Here is a 24064-nt window from a genome sequence, read left to right on the forward strand (position 1 = left end):
AGGATATCTGGAAAACCTAGTTTTCAGCAAGACGGGAAAACACCTATAGCAAAACCATTTGATTTGTAAACAATGGATTCAATCATCACAAACGTTTCAGGTTGTTCTACATTCACGACTCAAATAGACTTGCTATAGATAACCCGCAAGAGGCTATATTGCGAGGTACTTGGCAAGGTGAGAAATACCAAAAAATTGCTGAGCAATTACATCGTAGCGAGGGTCATGTTAGGGATGTTGCCTCGGAATTATGGGAAATTATCTCAGATGTATTACGTGAAGAAGTTAATCAATCAAATTTTCGTTCCGCAATAGAGAGGTGGAGATTTTCTATTATTTAATCAAAATTAAATAATAATTTGGCCCATAATAACATCAATCTTTGTAGAGATATTGTAAACTCCCCAGAAGTTCCAAAAGATCTCACGCCCTCCACCCCCATCGCAGAAAATACTCAGCCCCAAATACACCAAGACTTAAGAGATGCACCAGATATCAGCTCATTTTATGGCCGCACGTCCGAACTCGCTACCCTACAACAGTGGATTGTAAAGGATCGCACCCGCCTAGTCGCAATATTAGGAATCAGCGGAATTGGCAAAACGGCGATCGCACTTCACCTCCTCCCACAAATTCAGCATCAATTTGACTATATAATTTGGCGAAGTCTAGGCACATCTCCAACTCTCGAAACTACCCTGAAAAGCCTAATTAATTTTCTCTCTAATCGGCACGAAACCGAAGTGCCAGCCAGCACCGATGAACTGCTATCGTTGTTAATGGAAAAATTGCGATCGCACCGCTGTCTCATCATCCTAGACGACGTACAAACAATTCTTAGCAGCGGACAAATAGCAGGCAATTATCGACCAGAATATGAAAATTACAGTACCCTATTCAAACGTATTGGCGAAAATTGCCACAACAGTTGCTTAATCGTAAATAGTTGGGAAGAGCCTAGATAAATTGTCGCATTAAACAGAGAAAACGCCCGCGTTCGCACCTTACCACTCCACGGTTTAGGTGGAGCAGCGGGCGAAATTCTCAGAGATCGAGGTTTACTAGAACCGGAGAAAAGGGAAACCCTGATTAACACTTACCGAGGCAATCCCTTGTGTTTGAAAATAGTTGCCGCCATGATTCAAGAATTATTTAGCGGTCGAGTTGCCGCATTCTTAAAATATGATACGCTCTTCTTGGGAGACGAATTGAAAGTAAGATTGCAGTGCGATCGCTTATCTGAAATATAGAAACAGGTAATCTGCAGCATTGGGAATGAAATCGAGCCTGTTTCTATTCCTCAAATTCTAGAAAATGTGCAATTATCGCCGGACGATTTATTCAATGTGCCGCAATCATTGGGAAATCGAGCATTGATTGAAAAAAAAGAACAGAATAATCAAGCGCTGTTCAGTTTATCGCCAGTGATGAGACAATATGTGAAAAATCAATATTTTCGCGAGGGAAGATGAGATGTAAGTAGTAAGGTGCGGGCGACCCACAAGAAAAATGACTGCATATCACGACTGCAACCACTTCATAAACTTATTCGTCGCAGTACCAATAGACTCTCCGACTTGTTTCTTCAAACGCCACCGCTGAAACGCTTGTTCGTAATCTTCCCCTTCAGTTTGATAAACATTCCAAGCATTCAGCGACAATCCCAATCCCCATGTTAGTAAAATGAATAGCGACCAAGAAAGCTCGTGCGAACCTGCTAGATTAAACAAAACTAGAAAAGTATTGATAATTGCGTACTTGGTCACATTTTTATGCAATTTGCGACGACGGTAAGTGTTAAAAACCAGCTTTTCTTGAAATTCTCCTCTAGTTGCTAACCATTGTTGTTCCGCCGCCAGAATATCCTGTTCGGAAATGCCCAATTCCGCTGCAATCTCGAAAAGCTGCACTCTGGATAATTCCCCTTCATCCTGTCGCCGCGCGATCGCAAGCTGTAAAATACCTTGAGCATCCTCTGAACCGTAAACTTGACTTATTTGAGTTTCATGAGTTGCCATAACGAGTTTCCTATAATTTCTGACATCCTTTCTATGATAGATATAGACGCCGTTAAACGGCAGGTAGTGACATTGGCGGATTTCAACACCCGGACATTTGAGTGAGCGAGACTCCTGACTGTGGGAGGGGAAATCGAATAACCAATATATTACCTCAAATTGCAACTAATTAATTTCCCGAGCTTTGACTAAGTTTGCTATCTCGTTTCAACATAAATTGATAAAATATCCCAAACAAAATTACCGCAATCATTCCCACCACTAAAGAACCTTCACCCTCATGCCAATATTTAAACAAATCTAGGCGATTAGATGCAACTAACAATGCCATTCCCGCCACTCTAAAAACATTAACAATAAAACCACAAATGACAGCGAAACCTATTACCAAAGCCTTATTTTGTTTAGTAGGGAACATCACCAAACAAACAACAGCTAAACCTAATAAGTAATTCATTGCCTCTATACCCGAACAACCCCCATTTACCAACACCCTTCCTGTCGGTAAAGCAACATAATTACCGTCACGTGTTACATTAAAACCGACATACCACAAAGAATAATAAGCAAATTTAGCAGTAAGCGAGGTAATAAAATCCACTAAAGGTAACGTAATTACACTGGGGGTGCCATGAAAAAATAGTATTACCAATTCACGCCAATATAGTTTTAAGTTGTGAAAACCTACCGCAATCAGGCTCAAACCTAAACCAGACAAAAAAGGTGCAAGTCTTAAGAAAGGATCGAATTTACTGGAAACCACAGCACTTTTAAATAAAATCAAAGCTATTAAGAGCGTCCCTGCTACTGTCGATAATAGGTCACTTTTTATCTCCTCATTTTGTTTGAGAATATCCTGGTTGTCCCAAAGCAGGGAACCCACAGCGGACCAAAAAACTATACTCATCCAAAAATGAGCAATATCGCCCAGTTTCCACAGGAGTGTCATATTCAGAGTGACTAAAGCTGTGGCGATAATTATGAGCCAAAAAAGTTTTTTCTTGAACATTATTGATATTAGTTATTAGTTATTAGTTATTAGTTGATTGATGAGAGCCATACTTGGGACAGTTTTTGATGGCCAACCGTAGAATAAGGGTTTCCATGCAATTCGGCAATCAAAGTACCAACGTAAAATTGAGGGTTTCAGACTACGAACTAAAAACAGTCCAGACTATTGTTAGATCATATCATAAAAATAGTACGGGATGTGGACAACTCCGTAGCTTGAACCCTTCCTACGGAAAGGACTTGGGGGATTTTAAAGGCCGTAAATCTTTGAGATGAGGTTAGTAAACACTCTGGAATTTGATGAATGGTGAGACTCAGATGCAACCCATAGCTCAGTATTAGGACACCTAGTGACAAGACTGCTACTCGAAATGATTGGTTGAATGCCTAGCGCTTGCTTACTTGGCCCCTGTAAGCAAAGACTAAAAAGGGAGTGAATCAACAAAAATTAAAAATAAGTAGCCTCAATGAGGCTTGGATTTCTTGAGAGTAGACGCAATTGGCACAGCGCATGGTGTGACACTGAGGTTCGAGTAAATACGGCTGAGCGAGTTAGAGTTCGAGCCATGCTCAATGGTGATTATCTGCTTTTCAAGAATTTCAGTGTCTTTAGGGAAATGCTTCAGAAACAGCCTTACGGTAGTTCTTAAATGCGCTGTCTAGGGGCGATTTGACGGGAGCATCTCTATGAAAGCAGCCCTCCGCTAGAAATTGGAGTTGGGAGCCCCGAGGCTGCGAGGCAGGAGGAAAGAGTCATTCGATTTTAGATTTGAGATTTGAGATTTGAGATTTGGGATTGACTTGCGCGAGATAAATTCGGGGGATGCAAGGATTTTAGATTTGAGATGCTTTCGATTGATTCTACGGATCGATCGCGTGGCGGGTACCACCTTTGAAATTCTCGGTCATTCGATTTGAGATTTGAGATTTGAGATTTGAGATTTGAGATTTGGGATTGACTTGCGCGAGATAAATTCGGGGGATGCAAGGATTTTAGATTTGAGATGCTTTCGATTGATTCTACGGATCGATCGCGTGGCGGGTACCACCTTTGAAATTCTCGGTCAGAAGGAAGGAGCCAGAAGAAGTGTTTTTACAAATATGAGGTGCTCCCTTGAGCTCGGCTTCCAAGTCCGGGGTTTTCACGGTGGCGCGCTATCAGATAAGAATAAACCTGGTTTCACCAAGAAACCAGGTTTTTAGCTTGTTCATAAAATAATCAGTGTGGCATTAAGCCCGACTCGAAAACGAGTTCAAACGATCGCCTATTCAGCTTTTTGAGCCTGAGCGCGTTGCTTTTTGAACATAGTACCAAATCCAACAGCGGCTCCCGCAGCAAGCATTGTTAAAGGTTCAGGAGTAGCTTCAGTGTTGCTAGTGCTGCTGATGTAAGAATCGCTTGCACCATTGGGTAAGGCTTGAACGTGCAAACCTAATTTTAAGGCACCGCTATTCAAAGCGGAAATGACATTAGCATAATTTCCAGTAAAGCTCACTCCGAAAGTTTCGCTACCTTGGACACCCCATTTATTACCAGCACCATTATCCCTTGTGAAGGCATAGTTTGTAGTGAAACCATTACCACCTTGAGGCAACTGATCGTTACTAAGACCACCACTAAAGGATACATCACCCACGTTACCTACGTTAGCCACGGCATTAGACAGATAGCCATTATCATCAAAGAGAACTTTACCGATAAACATACTAGGGGCAGCAGCATTTCCAGAGTTGGAGATGTTAAAAAGAACTGATGCACCTTTGTCAATTACGTCAAATGAAAAGCTATTTAGATAGTTATCTCCAACCGTATCGCCACCAGCGATATTACCAAAGCTGAAGGCAGATGCAGGTGCTGCGGATACTGCACTAACAGCGGCGACACCGGCAACAACTAAAATAGATTTGACTAAGTTTAATGGGGATTTCATGGTTGACACCTTTATTTTTATGTTGACTGGCAGCAGGTTTTTTTCCTTCACATATTCAATGTAAACGGAAGCACAAGTTAATGCAAGTAGTTTTGATAAAGATTCGATGAAGATTGAGAATCCGCTGATTTGATTTAGCCCAAATGCCTAAATTGACGACCTCTAGCTAGCTATTTCCTATGGTGTAAATCAAAAAATAGGGGTGCTGCCACCCGGATTTTTGTCCTGACTTTTCTCTCTTTCAAAAAGCTATAACCCAGCTCCCTAAACAGGGGGATCGCACGGCATAATTACTGATAAAACTCTTTTAAAGCTCTAAATTATGCCCTGAACAAGTTTTTTATCCGTTAATGTACGGTAGAAAAATTTAAGTGAGACCTTGATTGCTGGATAAAAATAGGTAAAAACCGATGGTGACAGTTGAAGCTGCCGAATGTGGGCTATAACTCAGGACAAAATCTTGGATCGTATTCGGTGCGTCGATTCTCGCTTTCGGATTCAGCAACAAGCGCCATTTAGACTTACAGCGGTTCTCAAAAAAGTGAGGTATGCCCTACGCGGGCCCATGCCCGATGCCCGATGCCCCATGCCCGATGCCCCATGCCCGATGCCCGATGCCCCATGCCCGCGGAGTACCTCATATGAGAGCTCGAAAGGCTATATATGTTGCACCATTATCAAGAACGCGCTCTCTGGCCCGTGAAGCGAAGAATGAGTTTTCTTGTGGGGAGTAGGGGTTGGGCTCTTCTAGCCCGCCCAAAACAGCCCGATCGATCGTGGTGCAACATCTCAGTTTAGAGACCAATGGTTTCGGTACTCGTTATTATCTGTGACGCCTGAAGTTTGACCGACTAAAGGGACGACTCGACTTTCTGGGACATAGTTTGCGGAACGCCTCTACCGTCAGGGCTGTTTCGGGGCAACCACGGGGGGATTGCCCCTACGGAAAACCAGCTTTTTGTACGGGTTGTGCCCTGAATGCCGACCCATCCAGGATTTGTTAGGCATTTGGTGGGATGGGGGCAGCGACGGGGGGCTGCCGCTACAAGAGAATGAAACAGCCCTGGGTCTACCGTAGAAGGCGCGGTGGTCGTTATCTAAAAATGTTGGGACTAATAATTCTATTTCTGGGTCTGCTTTCGCTAAAAATTGGTTGATATTATTTTTCCGAAAAAGCTCGATTCCAAGATTTAACGGGCGATCGGCAAGTAGAAATAGTTGACGCAGTAAGGGTTTGAGTAGCTTGTCATCAAAAAAATGCGTGCGTGCGATCGCTAATTTTTAGACTTTCTGCAGGGTCTAATCACGATTGTTCGCGTCCGCTACCATCAAAATGGTCAATAAACTTGTGATAATTACTACTCTCTTGAGGGAGGTTCAAGAGCCTAAACCCTCTAAATATCGAGGTTTCAGCGGGTTTCTCACTCCGTCAATTCCCAGATTCTGTTTGGCATTGTTTGAGGACGGCAGGAGGAACCGCCGCAGTCAGCAAAAATTTTCGCAGCCGTTGATTGAAGGTTCTCCGAGACGATCGACTCGTTTGACATCTAAATTATCAGCGATCGCCTGATTGATATGGCGATCGACCGTCCTCACTCTTTTAAGATACAAGGGTGATGGAATGTGAAGCATTTGGCGATCGCGCGATCGTCCAATACATGAATTCGCACTTTATACCGATAAAAAGCGCTTTTCACTGTCCCACCTGTTTCTTCAACCGCCACCGCTGAAACGCTTTTTCGTACTCTTCCCCTTCAGTTCGATCGACATTCCAAGCATTCAGCAACAATCCCAAGCCCCACCTTAGTAAAATCAACAGCGACCAATCAAGCCCGTGCACTGCTGCTATAGCAATCCTTGCAGGAGTCGTTAATTTTTTACCCCACCCCAACCCTCCCCTTACTAAAGGGAGGGAGTAAAAAATTCACAAATGATGCGAGGATTGCTATAAGAAGTTTCCGATAACTCCTGACATTCTTTATATGAAAGACATAAGCGCAGTTAAACGCCAGGTAGTGGCATTTGCGGATTTCAACACCCTTTTAAGAACAGGCTTTCCGGCCTGTTCCACAACAAAGTCTACTTATTGTGGAACAGGCTTTCCGGGCTGTTCCCGATAGAGGTACAAAATACCAATAACTAACCCAAAGTATACATCCAGCCATCCCTCGCGCAAATCCTCACAATTCCGTCCCAAACTACAGGCGTCGCCTCAAATGACAAACCCGGCTTAAATCTCCCCGATTCTATTACTTTCAAACGGTAAAACTCCCCTTTAGCGTTTTTCAAAGCATTCCGCTCCCCAGACTTCGCTCGTTCCCAATTCAAAGTGAACAAATAAACACCGTTGTATCCCGCACCGATCAGTTTATTGCCATCGGTAAAAATCGGAGTAGAAATTGAAGAACCAATGGCTTTTTTAAATACTATTACCGGAGTATCGTAAGACTGGTTTCGCCAAGGTACTGCTATTTTTTTACCTGTAATCATATCTTGGGAACCGATGTACAAATTGCCGTCGATCGCATTTGTGGCAAACAGCGCCGGAAACTCCCCTGAATTGTACTCGTCATTCAACGCCACCGAGCCAATTATCCCGCCTTCCCAGCTAGAAAGCCTGCGATTTCCCGTCGGCAAAAACCATTCGACGCTGGCATTCGGTTCCTTGTTTGGATTCAGCTTCAGCACTCCGCCGTTGCCTTGAATGTATTGTTTTTCAATGGCACAAAACAGTTTCCCTGATTTAGAAATTACAGCACTTCCATCCAAATCTGAACCAGTATAAAAATCCCAAACTATCTTTTTAGTTTCAATGCTAATACCGTAAATATGACCGGAACCAGCAGCTATAAATATTCTATCTTTGAGCCGTGATGGCGATGATTCCGCTACCAAGTTTCCGCCGTGTTTGCTGATATCTCCTGCTGCATAAAGCTGTACTTCTGACAAGATATTTGGCTGGTTGATGCCTTGTTTGATTTTTGCATTGCTTGTGGAACTGTCGAGAAAATAGCCGATCGCATTTTCCCCCGCATTGAACAAAACGCCACCGCCGATGTCCAAAGCGCTGCTGTCATTATCGCGGCTGTAGCTGGGCGTTCTCCTGATGTCCAATTTCCAAAGTTCCTTGCCAGTTCTAAAAGATATTGCCCTAAAACTCGGCACGACACTTTGGCCACCACCGCCACTGCGGCTGCCTTGCAAAATTACAATTCTGTTTTCGGGGCTAGCTTTTTCATCAATATAAATCGTTGATGAACCTTTGATTATATCATCAAATTTATAGCGCCAAACTTCTTTATTGGTAGCAATATCTATTTTTCGCAAATTGTGGTCGAAAGAACCTATAATTAAATAAGTTTTCCCCCGGTCTCTGGTAATTGTGGGCTGTCCAGTCCAACCCGCGCCGCTCCAAATTTGCGATCGCCTTCCCAGAAAAGTCCGTCCGCTTCCTAGCTCAAATTTGTCGATTAACTTCAAACTTTTCGGAACACCTCTGCCGTAGAACCGACGCTTGTCGTTACCTAAAAAGGTCGGGACTAATAATTCTATTTCTGGGTCTGCTTTAGCCAGGAAATTGTTAAGATTAGTTTCTAATAAAGCTTGCTCCGAGGAGTCTGTTTGGATCGGTTTGATAACAGCAGGAGGAACAGCAGCACTCAGCAAAAATAGTCCTAGCTGTTGATTGAAGGTTCTCCGAGATGATAAGCTCATATTAGATCGAGATAATCAGCCTTAATATTAAAACATAATTATCAGCAACCACTCAACTAAAACATCTCGCGCTAAACTGCTAGAGAACTGACAAGCTTACCCAGCACGAGTTAAAGTGGATTTGATTATGGTCAACCGTCTTGCTCAATCCCAAAGCCTTTACCTGCGGAAACACGCCGAAAATCCGATCGACTGGTGGCCTTGGTGCGACGAAGCCCTAGAAACGGCCCGAAGCGAAAATAAACCGATTTTCCTGTCAATTGGCTACTCTAGCTGCCACTGGTGTACGGTGATGGAAGGAGAAGCATTTTCCGATCGCGCGATCGCCCAATACATGAATTCGCATTTTATACCGATAAAAGTCGATCGCGAAGAACGCCCGGATATCGACAGCATTTATATGCAAACCTTGCAAATGATGACCGGTCAAGGCGGTTGGCCGCTCAACGTTTTTCTCACTCCAGACGAGCGAGTTCCCTTCTACGGAGGCACTTATTTCCCCGTAGAACCGCGCTACGGACGGCCGGGATTTTTAGAAGTTTTGCAAGCAATTCGCCGCTTTTACGACACAGAAAAAGGCAAAGTAGAAGCCTTCAAAGCAGAGATTTTAAGCAACCTCCAACAGTCGGCCGCGCTGTCAGGAGTGACCGCCGAACTAAATCGCGAACTCTTCCAAAAAGGCTTAGAAATCAACACCGGAATTGTGGCAGGCCACAACCCCGGCCCCAGTTTTCCCATGATACCTTATGCTGAGCTAGCACTGCGGGGAACGCGATTTAATTTTGAATCAAAATACGACAGCAAACAAGTCTGCACTCAGCGCGGATTAGACTTAGCATTGGGCGGCATTTACGACCACGTGGGAGGCGGATTTCACCGCTACACGGTTGACGCGACTTGGACTGTCCCGCACTTTGAAAAAATGCTCTACGACAACGGTCAAATTGTTGAGTATTTAGCAAATTTGTGGAGCGCGGGAATACAAGAACCGGCTTTTGAAACTGCGATCGCGGGGACAGTAGAATGGTTGAAACGAGAAATGATTGCGCCAACAGGCTATTTTTATGCTGCACAGGATGCGGACAGCTTTAACACTTCTGAAGAAGTTGAACCGGAAGAAGGAGCATTTTATGTCTGGACTTATGCCGAACTGGAACAACTATTAACTGCTGAGGAATTGGCGGAAATTAAAGCACAGTTTACTGTTAGTCGCAGCGGCAATTTTGAAGGCAAGAATGTATTGCAGCGCCGCCATCCGGGAAGACTGAGCGACACGGTAGAAACAGCTTTGGCTAAACTCTTTGCTGTTCGCTACGGTGGCAATCCCAATACTGTAAAAACCTTTCCGCCAGCCCGCAACAATCAAGAAGCTAAAAACGACAGTTGGCCGGGTAGAATTCCCGCCGTTACTGACACGAAAATGATTGCTGCTTGGAATAGCTTAATGATTTCCGGTTTAGCCCGCGCTGCGGCTGTTTTTGGCAATTTGGAATATCTCGAATTAGCTGTGAAAGCGGCTAATTTTATTTTAGACAATCAGTGGACGGAGGGGCGATTTCAGCGGTTGAATTATGACGGACAATCTGCTGTAACCGCGCAGTCGGAAGATTATGCTTTGTTTGTGAAAGCTTTGTTGGATTTGCACCAAGCGAGTTTGACTTTAGGTAACGGGGAAGAGGCAAAACAGTTGCCGAATTCTCAGTTTTGGTTGGAGAAAGCTCTGCAGGTGCAAGAAGAGTTTGATGAGTTTTTGTGGAGCGTGGAATTGGGAGGATATTACAATACTGCTCAGGATGCTAGCGGAGATTTGTTGGTGCGGGAACGCAGCTATATAGACAATGCAACTCCGGCGGCGAATGGAATTGCGATCGCGTCTTTGGTTCGCCTCGCGCTGTTGGGCCCGAATTTGGAATATCTCGATCGCGCGGAGCAAGGTTTGCAAGCTTTCAGCAGTATTGTGCAAGATTCTCCGCAAGCTTGTCCGAGTCTACTTTCGGCGATCGACTGGTATCAGCATTCTACCCTGATTCGCACGTCACCAGACCAGATTTCGGGGTTGATTTCGCAGTATTATCCGACTGCTGTATGTCAGATTGAGGCTGATTTGCCTGAAGGTGTTATCGGGTTAGTTTGCGAGTGTTTGACTTGCAAGGAACCTGCGAAAAGTCAAGAGCGGCTGTTGGAGGAAATTTTGCAAAGTCAAACGCGGGTTTAGTACCAATACTGTCTATATTATTGAACCGCGAAGACGCGAAAAACGCGAAGGAAGAAGGAGGAAGCAGAAGGAAGAAGTAGATTATCTCCTACCGGGAAGGAATCGCATCTTCAGTCTGCTCCTCAATCTTCCAAAGAATCTCAGTGGCTTCAGCCCGCTTGAGTGTCAACAAATGCAAATACTTTCCGGCGGCACGGCAACTCGAACGCTGTCGCCTACTTGGTGTCGCTGCAAGTCATCTCTGTGCAAGTTTTGTCGGCGAAGGGCGATCGAACTTTTAGCAGTCAACCGCACCGTATAGCGCGTGTCAGTGCCAATATAAATAGCCTCTTCTACTATTCCCGGCCAGCTATTTTCAACCTCATAATTAGCCGGATAAATAGCAGCTTTTTCTGGCCGCAACACCAGGGTAACAACTTTCCCAGGGGGGATATCTTCGGCTGTTGCAACTAACACGGCTAACTGCTGGTCAACCAACACGATTATTGTACCGTTTTGCTTTTCTACTACTCGACCACTTAAAAAATTGCTCTCGCCAATAAAATCAGCAACAAACCGCGTTTTAGGATATTCATAAATATCAACAGGCGTCCCTACTTGTTGCAGTTTTCCTCCATCCATCACTGCAATTCTGTCCGACATTGTTAGTGCTTCTTCCTGATCGTGAGTGACATAAATAAACGTAATTCCCAATTTTCGCTGCATTTTTTTTAATTCTAATTGCATCTCTTTACGCAATTTTAAATCCAGCGCTCCTAGGGGTTCATCCAACAGCAAAACAGACGGCTGTTTGACTAATGCTCTTGCTAGTGCTACTCGCTGCTGCTGTCCCCCTGACAGTTGCCGGGGATAGCGTTTTCCTACCTCGGTTAACTGTACTAATGCTAAGGCTTCAGCAACGCGATCGCGAATTGTTTTCTGAGGCAAATTCTCCATTTCCAACCCAAAAGCGGCATTTTGTGCTACTGTCATGTGCGGAAATAAAGCATAGTTTTGAAATACCGTATTTACTGGGCGGTGAAATGGCGGGCGATTTTGCATCGGTTGGCCGTGAATGTAAATTTCGCCGGCTGTGGGAATTTCAAAACCAGCGATCATTCGCAAAGTTGTAGTTTTGCCGCAGCCGGAAGGGCCGAGTAAAGAAAAGAATTCTCGATCGTAAATTTGCAGGTTGATGTTGTCTACAGCTAAGAAATCTTGACTGCGGACACTTTTAAATACTTTGGAAACTTCTAAAACTTCGACAGCGTGCATTATTATCTATCCTGGTAGGGTGCATCAGTGATTAGCTTATAGTTTATCTATAAAATTAATATCTGCTGACGCACCCTACGAATTCTATCTCAGCTAATCAGCATTTAAATTGCCGATCCATAAATAATTTAACTCTTGTGGGGTGGGCTTCTAGCCCGCCCCAAATATGCAAGTTAAATGTGGAATAGCTTACTTTCCGGCCCCTGCTTTAACTTCCGTCCAAGCTCGATCGTACAATGCAGTTGCTTTCCCGACATCCTGCAATAATTTCATTTTGCCAAACACCTCAGCCGGCGGGTAAATTTGAGGATTTTTTAAATCTTTCGGGTCGATTAAACCTCGATCGATTGCTGCTTTGTTGGGCGATCCGAAGTGGGTAAAATTGGAAATTTGGGCGCCTACTTCTGGCTGCAAAATAAAGTTAATAAATTTCTCCGCTAACTCTTTCTGGGGCGCACCTTTGGGAATGGCCATGTTGTCAGAAAAAATGATTGTTCCTTCTTTGGGAATAGCGTAACGGAGATTAGGATTTTCTTTCATCACTTGGAAAATATCACCGCTCCATTCCATTGTCAAATTTACTTCTCCTTGATCTAGCATATTTTGACCTGTATCGGGGACAAAAGCTGCAATGATATTTTTACTTTTAATCAGCAAATCGCGGGCTTTGTTAATTTCTTCGGGATTGGTTGTATTTGGATCAAATCCTAAATACATTAAAACTCCTGCCAGTGTGTATCTGGCATCGTCTTGCCACGCGACTTTTCCGGTATATTTTGGGTCGAACATCACCCCCCAACTGTTAATTTCTCCCTGGATAGTTTTCACGTTGTAGCCAATTCCCATCGTTCCCCACTGGTAGGGGAGGGAATATTTGTTCTCCGGGTCAAAAGCTTGATTGATAAACTTAGGTTCTAGGTTTTTTTTGTTGGGAATATTGTTTAAATTGAGCGGCTCAATTATATTGTCTGCGATCATGATTTTCACCATGTAATCGGCGGGAAATATTAAGTCGTAACCGGGGTTTCCCTGTTTGAGTTTGGCATAGAGTGCGTCGCTGTTCTCGAAAGTGTCGTATTGAATTTTAACATTGTTCTCTTTCTCGAATTGGGCGATCGCTTCTGGGGCGATATAACTTGCATAATTGTAAATGCTGAGCACTTGCTGCTGGTTGCCACCTGTGGGGCTACAGCCGAAAGCCACCGTTGCACTCATCACAAATAAAAGTAGGAAAGTCAGCAGGCGTTTCATAGGTTTTGTTAGTTGCAGACGACAATAATTATGACACAGAAAGCAATTTTTTTAAGTTTTTTTAACTTTGAACGATGATAAAACCAGCAATAAGGAAGCCAACAACATCAAAGTTGAAATGGCATTAATCGCTGGCGTGACAGCAAATTTTATCATGCCGTAAACAAATAGCGGCAGCGTCACTGAACCGACGCCGGTGGTAAAAAATGTCACGACAAAATCGTCCAGCGACAAAGTAAAAGCCAGCAGTGCAGCGCTGAAAATAGCGGGCCAAATCAGAGGGAGAGTGATGCGCCAAAAAGCCCGCCATTCGTTAGCGCCTAAGTCAAAAGCTGCTTGTTCTAATTGAGGATCGAGTTCCGCCAAACGCGCCCTGACAGTAACAGTCACAAAGGAAATATTAAAGACAACGTGACCGATAATTACGGTAGGTAAGCCGAGATTGAGGCGAATTCCCGTGAGATTTTCTACGATCCGAAATACTAGGGTAAAGAAAACTAGCAGCGAAATGCCGATCGTAATTTCGGGCATAATAATCGGCAAAAACAGTAAAGCTTCTACTGCTTTGCGTCCTGGGAAATGAAAGCGTTCGAGTGCTAACGCCAGCATTGTACCAAAAATTGTCGCTAACACCGTCGAAATAGCTGCAATTAGCAAGCTGTTGTTGAGTGCAGTCAAGATTCCGGCGCTGCTACTCGTAGCAATCGTCCCGCCTGCATTGCTAAACAAACTGCGGTACCAATCGAGGGTAAAGCCGCGCCAAACGGCATTGAATCTGGAGGCGTTAAAGGAGTAAATAATTAAGATGAGAATTGGCAAGTAAAGAAAGGCAAATGCTAGTGCAGCTTGTACCCAAAGCCACTTTTTGCCGATCGCCCGCACGAGTAAATCTAGTTCAGTCATTAGTCAAAAATAGGTTCGCCTGTAGGGGCGGGTTTTACAGACAATCTGTGCCTAAGACCAATAATCTCATAAACCCGCCCCCACCCAACTGTAAATCTCAATCTACCTGTTTAAGTTTCGTCAGAGACGCGGAAATAAATTAACACAGGAATCAATATGATTACCGTCAACAGCATAGAAAGCGCTGAGCCAAAAGGCCAATCGCGGGCTTTCATAAACTGATTTTGAATCAAATTTCCCACCATAATTGTTTTAGATCCGCCCAATATATCCGGTGTGATGAAAGCGCCGACGGCGGGAACAAAAACTAAAATAGATCCCGCAACAATACCGCGACTTGTTAATGGTAAAAATACGCGCCAGAAAGTTCTGATATCATTAGCCCCTAAATCGTGAGCGGCTTCTACCAATGAAAAATTGAATCGTTCTATGCTAGAATATAAAGGCAAAACCATGAAAGGTAAATAGCCGTAAATAAGACCGAGCGCCACAGCGAAAGGCGTAAAAAGCAAGTTTAACGGTGCGCTAATAATTTGCAAGCTTTGCAAGGCTGTGTTAACTACTCCTTCGCTACGCAGGAGTACGATCCAGGCGTAGGTTCTCACTAAAAAGTTAGTCCAAAATGGAATGATTACTAGCAAAAGCAAAGCATTTCGCCAGCGGGGAGAACGGGTGGCGATGAAGAAGGCTAGGGGATAGCCAACTAACCAGCAAGCAGCAGTTGTTAAAAATGCCAGCCAGAGCGATCGCCCAATTACTCCTAAGAAAAGTCCGCTGAACAAACGCTGGTAGTTGCTGAGAGTAAATATCCAAGTAACGCCACCGTAAGTACCGCGTTCTAAAAAACTGTACAAAAGGACAATTAGCACTGGCAAAATGAAGAAAACCATCAGCCATGCGGTAGCGGGAAATAATAGCAGCAACAGGTTAGTTTGCTGGCGGTTTTTGACACTCATTATTCATTCAAGCGAAATTTAGCACATAATCCAACACATTTTATATCAAATCCGTATTTTATGAATTATGTCATCATTAATAAATTATCAAGAGGTACGCAATGTCAGCAGAATCGTCAACCCCAAAAATAGTCGTCGTCGGTGCAGGATGGGCCGGTTTAGGCGCTACCTATCACCTAGCCCAGCAAGGCTATGACGTAACTTTGTTAGAAGCAGGCCCTTATCCGGGCGGCTTAGTTGCAGGGTGGAAAACCGCCGGCGGGCGTTCCGTAGAAGCTGGGATTCATGGCTTCTGGTATCCCTACCAAAATATCTTTTCCTTAGTCAAGGAATTAGGAATCGATCCCTTCACACCTTGGACTCGTTCTTGTCAGTATTCACCGGCCGGATTGGAAGTAGAATCGCCAATTTTTCAGGACGAACCGATCCTTCCCACACCGTTAGGAACTTTTCTTTACACGCGATTTAAAAGGCTGCCATTAGTCGATCGGCTTTCAGCCTTGCCCTTACTCTACGCCGTCCTAGATTTCGACAATTCCGACGAAGCTTGGCGCAGGTACGATCGCGTCACAGCCCGCGAACTATTCAAACAGTTTGGCGTTTCTGCAAGACTGTACCGCGATGCTTTTGAACCGATGTTATTAGTAGGTTTATTTGCACCAGGAGAACAATGTTCTGCTGCCGCAGCTTTGGGAATGCTTTATTACTTCATCTTAGCCCACCAACCGGATTTTGATGTAGTTTGGTGTCGCGGCACAGTCGGAGAAAAAATCTTTCGCCCGTGGGTAGAACGCATTGAAAAACTCGGTGCAAAAGTATTGACAAAGCAGCGAGTTACTGATGTAATAGTTGACAGCAACAACCGAGCCACAGGCGTTGTTTGCGGCGAAGAAACCTTCGAGGCAGATGCAGTTATTTTTGCAGTTGGCGTCACGGGAATGCAAAAAATTATCAGCAGCAGCCCAGCTTTGCAAAGCCGCCAAGAGTTTCGGGACGCGATGAATTTGGGTGCAGTTGACGTGTTAGCTGTTCGCCTGTGGTTTGACCGAAAAATAGAGATTCCCCTGCCTTCCAATGCCTGTTTTGGATTTAGTTCAACTACAGGTTGGACGTTTTTTGATTTGAATGCTTTGCACGACGAATTTCGAGACGAACCTGGAACAGTTGTCGAAGCTGACTTTTATCACGCCAATCAATTAATTCCCCTGAAAGATGAGGAAATTGTTTCCTTAGTTCAGCGGGATTTAGCCACTTGCATCCCCGCTTTTCGGGAGGCAAAAGTAATTGACAGCAGCGCGATTCGGCTGTCGCGGGCGGTGACGCATTTTGCCCCTGGCAGCTATCAGTATTTGTTGCCTGCGGTAACAAGTTATGATAATGTATTGATGAGCGGAGATTGGGTTGTGACCCGTCACGGTTCTTGGTCGCAGGAAAAAGCTTATGTTACTGGTTTGGAGGCGGCAAATTTGGTAATTTCGCGTTTCGGAATCGGGAACAAAGCGGCAATTATTCCCGTGGAAGCTGACGAACCGCACATTCAAATCGGGAGAAAGATTAATCAGTTTGCTCGCAGTTTGAGTAAAACATTCCTTCCCGATTTTTGGCTGCCATAAGAAGAAGGAAATTCGCCAACGGATGCGGTAACGCATTTAACGGATGTCAGGAAGAAGGGGGATTCCCGTCTGGTTAGCTAAGAGGCCGATCGCACTAAAATGACTGTACAGTCGCACCCGCGCGCCACAGCTTCCGGAATGTTCCCGTGAATCACCTGCTTCAGCAGCCCTTCACGGCTCGCTCCCAGGACGATCGCATCGCACTGATCGTTCTGAGCCAAATCAATTAAAGCATCAGAAACCGATGTAGCGCAAACCGAAGTCGCTATTATCGAACAGCTAACCCGGCGCTTGATAAACTCCGCCGCTTGCTTTAATTCTCCGCGATCGGGTTCTGCAACAGAAGGCTGATGAACCTGACACAATTTAATCTCCGGTACAGCACTCGCAGCCACCAAAGCAGGTAGCAGCCGCAAAGCCGCAGCTTGCTTGTAACCGCCGCGAATAGGCACCAACCAGCGGTGCAAACCCATCAGCGTGTGCAGCCCCAATTCTGGCCCTGGAATGTCTGAATTCGGCGGGGAAAGTTCAGTCTCTGGAGTTGGTGATGAATCTGAGGCTGCCAATGTGGGATTATCTGCACCGTCAACTCCTTCGGCATTGAATTCCCATTCTACAGACGCATATTTCCGCCCGCTAAAAGCGGTGGGAAACTCATGTTTATTGCGGGTTGCTAATATTTTTTCGCTCCATTTAACTAAAATAACCTCGCAGCCGGCTTGCCGAATTACAGTATCGACCACATCGCCAAAAATGCGTCCTGTTGTGGAAATTTCGCCTTGCCAGCCCATCAAAATTAAATCGATATGTCGCTCCTTAATTGTCTCTAAAATCGCGTGAGGCACGTCATGAGCTACCCGTATTTGGGTGTGTACCGGCAAGTTCAAATTGCGAATAATTCGCTCGGCTTGTTGCAGCAGGCGGCGGCTTTTGGTTGTCCGCACGGCGCTTTCTGAGGGGGAACTGTTGCGCGGTACTAAGATGATTTGCAGGCATTCTAATTCGTAATTGCGATCGCGCGCGATCGCCGCCGCCAGCCGCAGCAAAGCGGGTGCTGTTTGGGGATTGGAAAGCGGCACTAATAATCGACCGTTTCCGACTTGCGGGGCCCTGGTTTGATAGACAATATAAGAAGGTTCTGGATGCGGGCCCTGGGTTGTTTCTCCGCTGAGGCGATCGGATTCAACTCGGATAATGTCGCTGCGGGTAATAATTCCCACCAAACGCCGGCCTTCTACGACTGGCAAGCGACTGATATTGTAGTTGTTGAGCCTGTACAATACCTCGCTTAAAGTATCCTTTGCTTTGACTGCGATCGGCTGTACGGTCATAAATTCTTTAAGCAGGGAGTTGCCTGACAAATTGCGCTCACGGGCATTTGCCAAATCCGTTTGACTGACAATTCCGACTAATTTGCCATCTTCAACTACTGGAAATCCTCGGTGGTGCGATCGCGAAAATGCCTGGATCACTTCATCGAAAGTCAGCAGACTCGAAAGAGTTTCAACTCGGCGCTGCATCACGTCATCTGCGTGCAAGTCGCTCAAAGTATTGGTGGCAGCTTTTGCCTTTGTCAGTTGAATGCCGTTAAACTCCAAAAGGTGAGTGTACAGCGAGCCGCTGTCTACCTTTTCTGCGACTAAATAAGCAACTACAGAACCGATCATCAAAGGCAGCACTAATTTGAAATCCGCCGTAATTTCAAACACAATTACTACCGCAGTAATCGGCGCTCTAGTAACCGCGCAAAAAAACGCTCCCATTCCCGCCAAAGCGTAAGTTACCGGCAAACCGACGCCCAGGACATCTACCTGCACAATGCCCACCATGTGACCGAGTGCAGAACCCATAACGAGGGAAGGGGAAAACAATCCTCCCGGAGCTCCAGAAGCAGCAGAAATAATTGTCAGAAAAAAGTGAGCTACAAAAGCAATTAAACTCGTTATCCCGCTTGCTTCACCGGTCAGCAGAAACTCCCGCAAACCCGTATTGTTGCGGAAAGTTTCTGGGAGAAAAGCTATTACTAAACCGCAGATTATGCCAGCTACAGCCACTCTGACGGGCAAAGCTAATTTGAGCGATCGCCTGTTAAATTGCAAGCTAGCAATAATCCCTTTGCTGAACAAAGCGCCCAGCAAGCCCGCTAAAACTCCTAACAGTATGTAGAACGGAATTTCCTGAGCTTGAAAACTGCTTGGGTACTCGCGAAGATTCAAATTTAAACTATCGCCGCCCAAAAGCTGCGAGACAACTGCACCGATAAATGAAGCGATAATTGCAGTCCCTAAAGTCAATCCCGAAACGTCGTGCAGCAGTTCTTCAACTACAAACAAAACTCCTGCAATGGGAGCATTGAAACCAGCAGCCAATCCGGCAGCAGCACCGCAAGCAATCAATTGTCGGCGGTAGTCTGGGGAAGTTGGCATCAAATGACCTATCCAGCCGGCTAAAGATGCTCCTATTTGTACAGTCGGGCCTTGCCTGCCTAAAGTTAAACCGGAACCAACGGCTAAAATAGTGGTCATAAGTTTGGCGACAGCTACTCGCAAATCTAAGGAAAGATTGACTCCGCCGAGAGCAGCTTTGACGTGAGGAATGCCGCTGCCTGCTGTTTCGGGAGCAAAACGCTCAACCAAAAAACCTGTTAGCAACCCGCCGCACAAACCGACCCCCGGCAGTAAGATCCAAGCTGGAATTACTGTCGAGGTAGCAACTCGCCAACTGCCGAGCCATCCGACTCCTGATTTGAGCAAAACCCCAGCGAGTCCTGAAATTAAACCGATCAGACAAGCTTCAAAAATGGCTAGGCGTTTCGGCCGTAAAAAAAGTTGAGATTTGATGACCCTGGAAGGTTCCCTAAATTCTTTAGGGATACTAATGTACGGCATAAATAGCGTAGATGGGCTGATAATTCTCTGCTCTATCGCACTTTAGCAAAAAATCCTTCGATACTTACCTGAAATCTGCTATAATTCCGATGCTAACGGATTTGATATCAATCTGCGATTTTTTTACCTTATAGCCTCCACCAGTGTTGTCAAATCCGGCACTTCTAAATCAGACTGGCCGCTGGCCGGCAGTGTCGCCCCAAATACTGTTTGTTCGTGTCTGCGATTTACCCAAATATATCTCGCGACTTGACAGCAATTGTCTCAAGACTAGCAGTATTCCCCTTGCCCAATCTCTCAGAGTGCCCTAGCACTCAAAGCTCACAACTTCAAATTGATTAAATTCTAGCAGATATCGCTGCTATTTTAGGGTTGATATTCTGCAAAAATTTCTATTTTTCCCACAATGTTTTGATTGAACTGAGCCAATTCTTCGGCGGGAATCCAATATTCTTGGTGACTCGAACTGCCCACAGTTTGTACGGGATATTTTTTCAAGAATTCTGCCGCCACCCGAAAGCAGCTAACATAGCCGAAATATCCCGATGCTGCATCTTTTGTATTCCAATCTCGCGCTATTTGTATGGCATAGGCTTTTTGAAGCACGGGATAAAAAGTAGGCTGAAAAGATAAGCGCGGGGGAAATTCCATAAAATCGCTTTCTTTAATCAGTTCCATTTCTTTTTTTCCGACGGCTCGGAACAGCGTGACAGTCTCTTTATCTGATATATTGATATTTTTAAACCAAGCTTTCCAACCGTCCCAATTGTGAACTATTTTCGCCAATTCAGCGTAACCGGCGGCGCCCGGATGGGAGCCATCGTTTTCGGTAAGTTCTTTTTGCCAAATTTCCGATGTTTGCAGCGGGGTGCAAACATCTAGATAAGGCACGTTTAACTCGCTGCAAACTCTGGCAAACTGTTCGGATAAGTTGGCAATCCGCCTTGTACGATCGGCATCAATAACTGGGGGTGGCCCTACCATTAATACTGGAAATATTTCTTTGGCTGACGTGAGAATATAGCGAGCATTTTCAATTGATTTTTCAACTTCTATGCGAATTTTTTCGTTTTCTAGGTAAGTGTCGTTGACGCCAAAGGAAAATACTATTCTGCCGTCGCCGTAGTGAGGTAAGCGGCAAGAAACTTCGTTGAACCAACGAGTTTCTATATCGGCACTGGTTTCTCCCCTTATGCCTAAATTGTAGTAGGTAATATCGTGTCCTTGTCCGCAAGCGGCCGCGCAAATCCTTCCTGTCCAACCGAGACATTTGGGATCGCAAGTACCGTTTACAAAAGAATCGCCGATAAAACAAATACGCATATTATGTGTGGGAATGGGGAATGGGGAATGGGGAATGGGGAATGGGGAATGGGGAATGGGGAATGGGGAATGGGGAATGGGGAATGGGGAATGGGGAATGGGGAATGGGGAATGGGGAATGGTTGACTGTTGGTTGTTGACTGTTAACTGACAACTACCAACTGACAACTGCCAACTGCCAACTGCCAAATGACTTTAATTCTTGCCGATGACGGACAATCCCTCTACAATTACAGAGGGTGTGTGGCAAGAACCGTTCCACTCAGAGTCTCCTCCCAATTCTACTAATTGTTTGAGGACGCTGTAGACGTTGCCGGCTACCATTGTGTCTTTGATTCTGCCGACTATTTGACCTTTTTTGACTCGGTAGCCGAGATCGACGTTTATGGAAAAATCGCCGGAAATTCCAGCACTGCCGCCAAGCATTTGATCGACTACAATTCCGTCGTCTAATTGAGCGATTAAATCGATTAGCGAAAGCGAACCTGGTTTAATCAAAACATTGAACAAACTCGGCGTCGGATAGCTGCCCAAACCCGGGCGAAATCCGTTGCCGGTGGTGCCGCTGCCCAAGGCTCGACCGGTGGTGCGATCGGTATAAAATAGCTGCAACACTCCGCTGTTGATAAAGACGATCGCCCGAGTGGGAGTACCTTCGTCGTCAAAGGGACAGCTATAGGGCCCGATATCCGGCTGCTGCGAGAGGGTGACAAGCGGCGATGTCACTTGTTGGCCCAATCGATCGTTCCAAGGCGAAGCGCCTTCGAGTACCTGTTTGCCGTTCAACGCCGCACACACAGTCCCCCACAGCAAGTCGGCTGCTTTGGCTGTAAATAGCACCGGCACGCGGCCCGTGGGGGGGGCAACATTATCTTTCGCCCATTCTAAACGCTGCAAAACCCGCTTGGCACTCGTGTTTAAGTCGAGGGTACCGCGTTCGGTTTCGCCTTCCCAAATGTTGAGGAAATCTTCGCCCCGCACTAATTCTGCTGACAAGTAACCGCTGAGGGTGGTGTCGGTGTGACTCGAATCCAAGCCTAGTGTGTTCAGCAAGCGGGTGCTTTCGATTTCGCAGTCGAGTTCGGCGGTGCAGAGGCTTTCGGGATAGGCTTCGCGGACGATCGCGATCGCCTCTTTTCCCCAGTTTACTAGCTGTTGGGCCGGCACCGACACTCCGCGATCGGGATAAACAACTTTCTCACCCGTGCCGAGTTCGATGGTTTCCGGTTCGTTGAGTTGCGAAAGCGCGATCGCCCTGTCCACCAAAATTTGTAGTTCCACGGGCCCGTAGGCCACCGCCAAACCCGGCCTCCCGTCCCGCCACAGCCGCAGTGCAATGCCTTCTGCTTGGGCGGTTTCTAGCTGTTTGAGGCGGTTTGCTTCAAAAAAGACCGGCCGCGAGAGCGATTGCGATTCCAACACCTCAGCAGCTTCTGCACCTGCTTTGGTGGCTAATTCTAGCAGTTGTTCTGCTGATTGGTCATTGGTCATTGTTCTCGGTGGTTGGTAATGAGCGATTCAATTTTCGATTTTCGATTTTCGATTTTCGATTCAAGAATTGGCAATAACTTACTGGATATGGGGTGGGAACACGGGCTACACTTAGATTCTTTTGGGAAACTGGTGTAATTGGCGATCACAAGATTTTACAGTCATCAGTCATTAGTTATTAGTCAATATAGCTGTTAACTCTCTTTCTAAATAACTGTAGGTTAACTGCTGAATAATGACTGCTAACTAATGACTGATGACTAAATATTTAGTTCGTGCAGCAGCCAAAATCCTGCAAAAGATTCCGATTCGGGATTCGACTGAATTGCTAAGAAATGTACTTTTTTTGCTTGGTTTTTCGCGGCTTCAAATCCTTTCGCTTCTCTCTCAGTTGCTGCGTCTCTGAGATTAGCTAAAATCCAGCGATCGTTAGCTCCGGTATCTAATACCAGCCTAGCGGGCGGGCCGCTCTCAAATTTCAGAAAAGCCAACTCCAAACCCGACATCCAACCTGCCAGGGCTGTTGCTCTCGACGAGTAGATAATTAGTCCCGGAATTTGCGTTTTTGGGCCCAGGGCTGTCATCGGCAGCCCGAAAGCTTCCCCAAATCCGATATCCCACTCGGACATTTCGTCAAAAGCTGCGATCGGCAAACTCACAAACGCCCATTTTTCGCCGATTAAAGCATCCGGCAGCGCAACTGGCGTTTCGGGTATAAATTGAACGCTCGGGTTCACAACCGGTTGATAGCCCGGTTCGGCGGGATAAACGTCTTGCATCCGTTCTTCCAGCCACAGGCTGAGGGCGAGGGTGCGGCGGCTGCAGGCGGCGGGAATGTCCAACTCCTCGCAGGCTTTGGTAATCATGTTCGCCATTTGGCGGCGGAAAAAGCGGATTTTTTCGGGGCGTTTCGGTGCTGCGGCGATCGCATCTTTAATTGCACCAGCCAGCCACAGGGAATTCACGGTTGAACTGGAGCAAAATTGCGAGTAGCGAAACAGAGATTCGGCCTTGTCGCCTACATTCAGCGGGCTTTCGCAGATCAACACTTCCCATTTTTTTTTCTCTCGCTCGTCTATGATTGGACGGCTGTAAAAGTCGAGTTCCCAAATAGTAGCCATGCCGCGCTGTTAAAAATTAATCCTTTCTCATGTTACCGGACAGGGGGCAAGTTTCTGATTCTGACAATATCAGGCTGATTTTCAATCGCGGGCGATCGCCTTAACCTCAATCTGGGTCTGTCAAACGCTTGCCGATCAAAATAGTCAGTGCAATGCTTGGCACTCGTTGGTTACTATATAGTTGAGAGAACAGCTTGATAAATATTGGCAGTAGTTAAGTTTAGTAAATCTCATCATGCACAACAATTAAAATACCCAGAGCATAACTGTTGTCCAAAAAGTAAGTATAAAATATTTCGGCCCCTGACATAAAGCTGCCTTTTATACTGCATCTTAGCCGGAGTAGTTACTAGATCGATATTTTTGGGCTGCTGT

At 45.6% G+C, this 24064-nt stretch carries 19 protein-coding genes; 5 read left to right on the forward strand and 14 right to left on the reverse strand.

What is annotated here, in order from left to right; translation table 11 throughout:
- Window positions 1–101: 101 nt before the first annotated feature.
- Together OSC7112_RS42650 and OSC7112_RS41245 are read left to right on the forward strand one after the other, a co-directional pair.
- Window positions 102–341: a helix-turn-helix domain-containing protein gene (locus OSC7112_RS42650; RefSeq protein ID WP_071884002.1), complete on the forward strand. Its 240-nt coding sequence runs from the start codon at window positions 102–104 to the stop codon at window positions 339–341.
- Window positions 342–359: 18 nt separating this feature from the next.
- On the forward strand, window positions 360–965 hold the full coding sequence (locus tag OSC7112_RS41245; RefSeq protein WP_051041551.1) for an NB-ARC domain-containing protein: 606 nt from the start codon (window positions 360–362) through the stop codon (window positions 963–965).
- 555 nt (window positions 966–1520) lie between these two features.
- Here OSC7112_RS41245 and OSC7112_RS24120 read toward each other — a convergent pair.
- From OSC7112_RS24120 to OSC7112_RS24150, 6 genes are all read right to left on the reverse strand, one after another.
- Window positions 1521–2018 (reverse strand): 2TM domain-containing protein, encoded by a 498-nt coding sequence (locus OSC7112_RS24120; protein WP_015178345.1) that lies wholly within the window; start codon window positions 2016–2018, stop codon window positions 1521–1523.
- Between the two features lie 169 nt (window positions 2019–2187).
- Window positions 2188–3027: a cyanoexosortase A gene (crtA, locus tag OSC7112_RS24125; RefSeq protein WP_015178346.1), complete on the reverse strand. Its 840-nt coding sequence runs from the start codon at window positions 3025–3027 to the stop codon at window positions 2188–2190.
- A gap of 1267 nt (window positions 3028–4294) precedes the next feature.
- The gene (locus OSC7112_RS24140) at window positions 4295–5011 is read right to left on the reverse strand and encodes a PEP-CTERM sorting domain-containing protein (protein WP_223300685.1); all 717 of its coding nucleotides are present in this window, start codon (window positions 5009–5011) and stop codon (window positions 4295–4297) included.
- A 1434-nt stretch (window positions 5012–6445) separates the two neighbouring features.
- Window positions 6446–6592 (reverse strand): hypothetical protein, encoded by a 147-nt coding sequence (locus OSC7112_RS40140; RefSeq protein ID WP_190274263.1) that lies wholly within the window; start codon window positions 6590–6592, stop codon window positions 6446–6448.
- 61 nt (window positions 6593–6653) lie between these two features.
- Window positions 6654–6800 carry a 2TM domain-containing protein gene (locus tag OSC7112_RS24145; RefSeq protein WP_317623917.1) on the reverse strand — a complete coding sequence of 49 codons (147 nt, stop codon included), beginning with the start codon at window positions 6798–6800 and terminating at the stop codon, window positions 6654–6656.
- Window positions 6801–7099: 299 nt separating this feature from the next.
- Entirely contained in the window at window positions 7100–8674 is a 1575-nt protein-coding gene (locus OSC7112_RS24150; RefSeq protein WP_015178348.1) for an outer membrane protein assembly factor BamB family protein, read from the reverse strand.
- Window positions 8675–8801: 127 nt separating this feature from the next.
- On the opposite strand from OSC7112_RS24150, the gene OSC7112_RS24155 reads away from it, so the two are divergent.
- Window positions 8802–10889 carry a thioredoxin domain-containing protein gene (locus OSC7112_RS24155; protein WP_015178349.1) on the forward strand — a complete coding sequence of 696 codons (2088 nt, stop codon included), beginning with the start codon at window positions 8802–8804 and terminating at the stop codon, window positions 10887–10889.
- Window positions 10890–11054: 165 nt separating this feature from the next.
- Here the strand turns inward: OSC7112_RS24155 and OSC7112_RS24160 are convergent, their stop codons facing one another.
- The 4 genes from OSC7112_RS24160 to OSC7112_RS24175 all read right to left on the reverse strand — a co-directional run bounded on the left by OSC7112_RS24160 (window position 11055) and on the right by OSC7112_RS24175 (window position 15253).
- Window positions 11055–12143, reverse strand: coding sequence for an ABC transporter ATP-binding protein (locus OSC7112_RS24160; protein ID WP_015178350.1), 1089 nt, complete (start codon window positions 12141–12143; stop codon window positions 11055–11057).
- 189 nt (window positions 12144–12332) lie between these two features.
- Complete coding sequence (locus tag OSC7112_RS24165) at window positions 12333–13394, reverse strand: ABC transporter substrate-binding protein (RefSeq protein ID WP_015178351.1); 1062 nt, start codon at window positions 13392–13394, stop codon at window positions 12333–12335.
- A gap of 51 nt (window positions 13395–13445) precedes the next feature.
- On the reverse strand, window positions 13446–14297 hold the full coding sequence (locus OSC7112_RS24170; protein WP_015178352.1) for an ABC transporter permease: 852 nt from the start codon (window positions 14295–14297) through the stop codon (window positions 13446–13448).
- A 110-nt stretch (window positions 14298–14407) separates the two neighbouring features.
- Window positions 14408–15253 carry an ABC transporter permease gene (locus OSC7112_RS24175; RefSeq protein ID WP_015178353.1) on the reverse strand — a complete coding sequence of 282 codons (846 nt, stop codon included), beginning with the start codon at window positions 15251–15253 and terminating at the stop codon, window positions 14408–14410.
- A 101-nt stretch (window positions 15254–15354) separates the two neighbouring features.
- On the opposite strand from OSC7112_RS24175, the gene OSC7112_RS24180 reads away from it, so the two are divergent.
- Window positions 15355–16866, forward strand: coding sequence for a hydroxysqualene dehydroxylase (locus OSC7112_RS24180; RefSeq protein ID WP_015178354.1), 1512 nt, complete (start codon window positions 15355–15357; stop codon window positions 16864–16866).
- 77 nt (window positions 16867–16943) lie between these two features.
- Here the strand turns inward: OSC7112_RS24180 and OSC7112_RS24185 are convergent, their stop codons facing one another.
- The gene (locus tag OSC7112_RS24185) at window positions 16944–19754 is read right to left on the reverse strand and encodes a chloride channel protein (protein ID WP_015178355.1); all 2811 of its coding nucleotides are present in this window, start codon (window positions 19752–19754) and stop codon (window positions 16944–16946) included.
- A gap of 366 nt (window positions 19755–20120) precedes the next feature.
- Entirely contained in the window at window positions 20121–21077 is a 957-nt protein-coding gene (locus tag OSC7112_RS24190; protein ID WP_015178356.1) for a GDSL-type esterase/lipase family protein, read from the reverse strand.
- Window positions 21078–21084: 7 nt separating this feature from the next.
- On the opposite strand from OSC7112_RS24190, the gene OSC7112_RS40145 reads away from it, so the two are divergent.
- A complete protein-coding gene (locus OSC7112_RS40145) occupies window positions 21085–21228 on the forward strand; it encodes a hypothetical protein (RefSeq protein WP_190274264.1) in 144 nt (47 codons plus the stop codon).
- Between the two features lie 44 nt (window positions 21229–21272).
- Here OSC7112_RS40145 and OSC7112_RS24195 read toward each other — a convergent pair whose 3' ends face one another.
- Window positions 21273–22568 carry a TldD/PmbA family protein gene (locus tag OSC7112_RS24195; protein WP_015178358.1) on the reverse strand — a complete coding sequence of 432 codons (1296 nt, stop codon included), beginning with the start codon at window positions 22566–22568 and terminating at the stop codon, window positions 21273–21275.
- Window positions 22569–22828: 260 nt separating this feature from the next.
- Window positions 22829–23689, reverse strand: a complete 861-nt coding sequence (locus OSC7112_RS24200; protein WP_015178359.1) for a Tab2/Atab2 family RNA-binding protein — start codon at window positions 23687–23689, stop codon at window positions 22829–22831.
- Window positions 23690–24064 lie beyond the last annotated feature (375 nt).

This window comes from Oscillatoria nigro-viridis PCC 7112 (assembly GCF_000317475.1).
Lineage (GTDB): Bacteria > Cyanobacteriota > Cyanobacteriia > Cyanobacteriales > Microcoleaceae > Microcoleus > Microcoleus nigroviridis.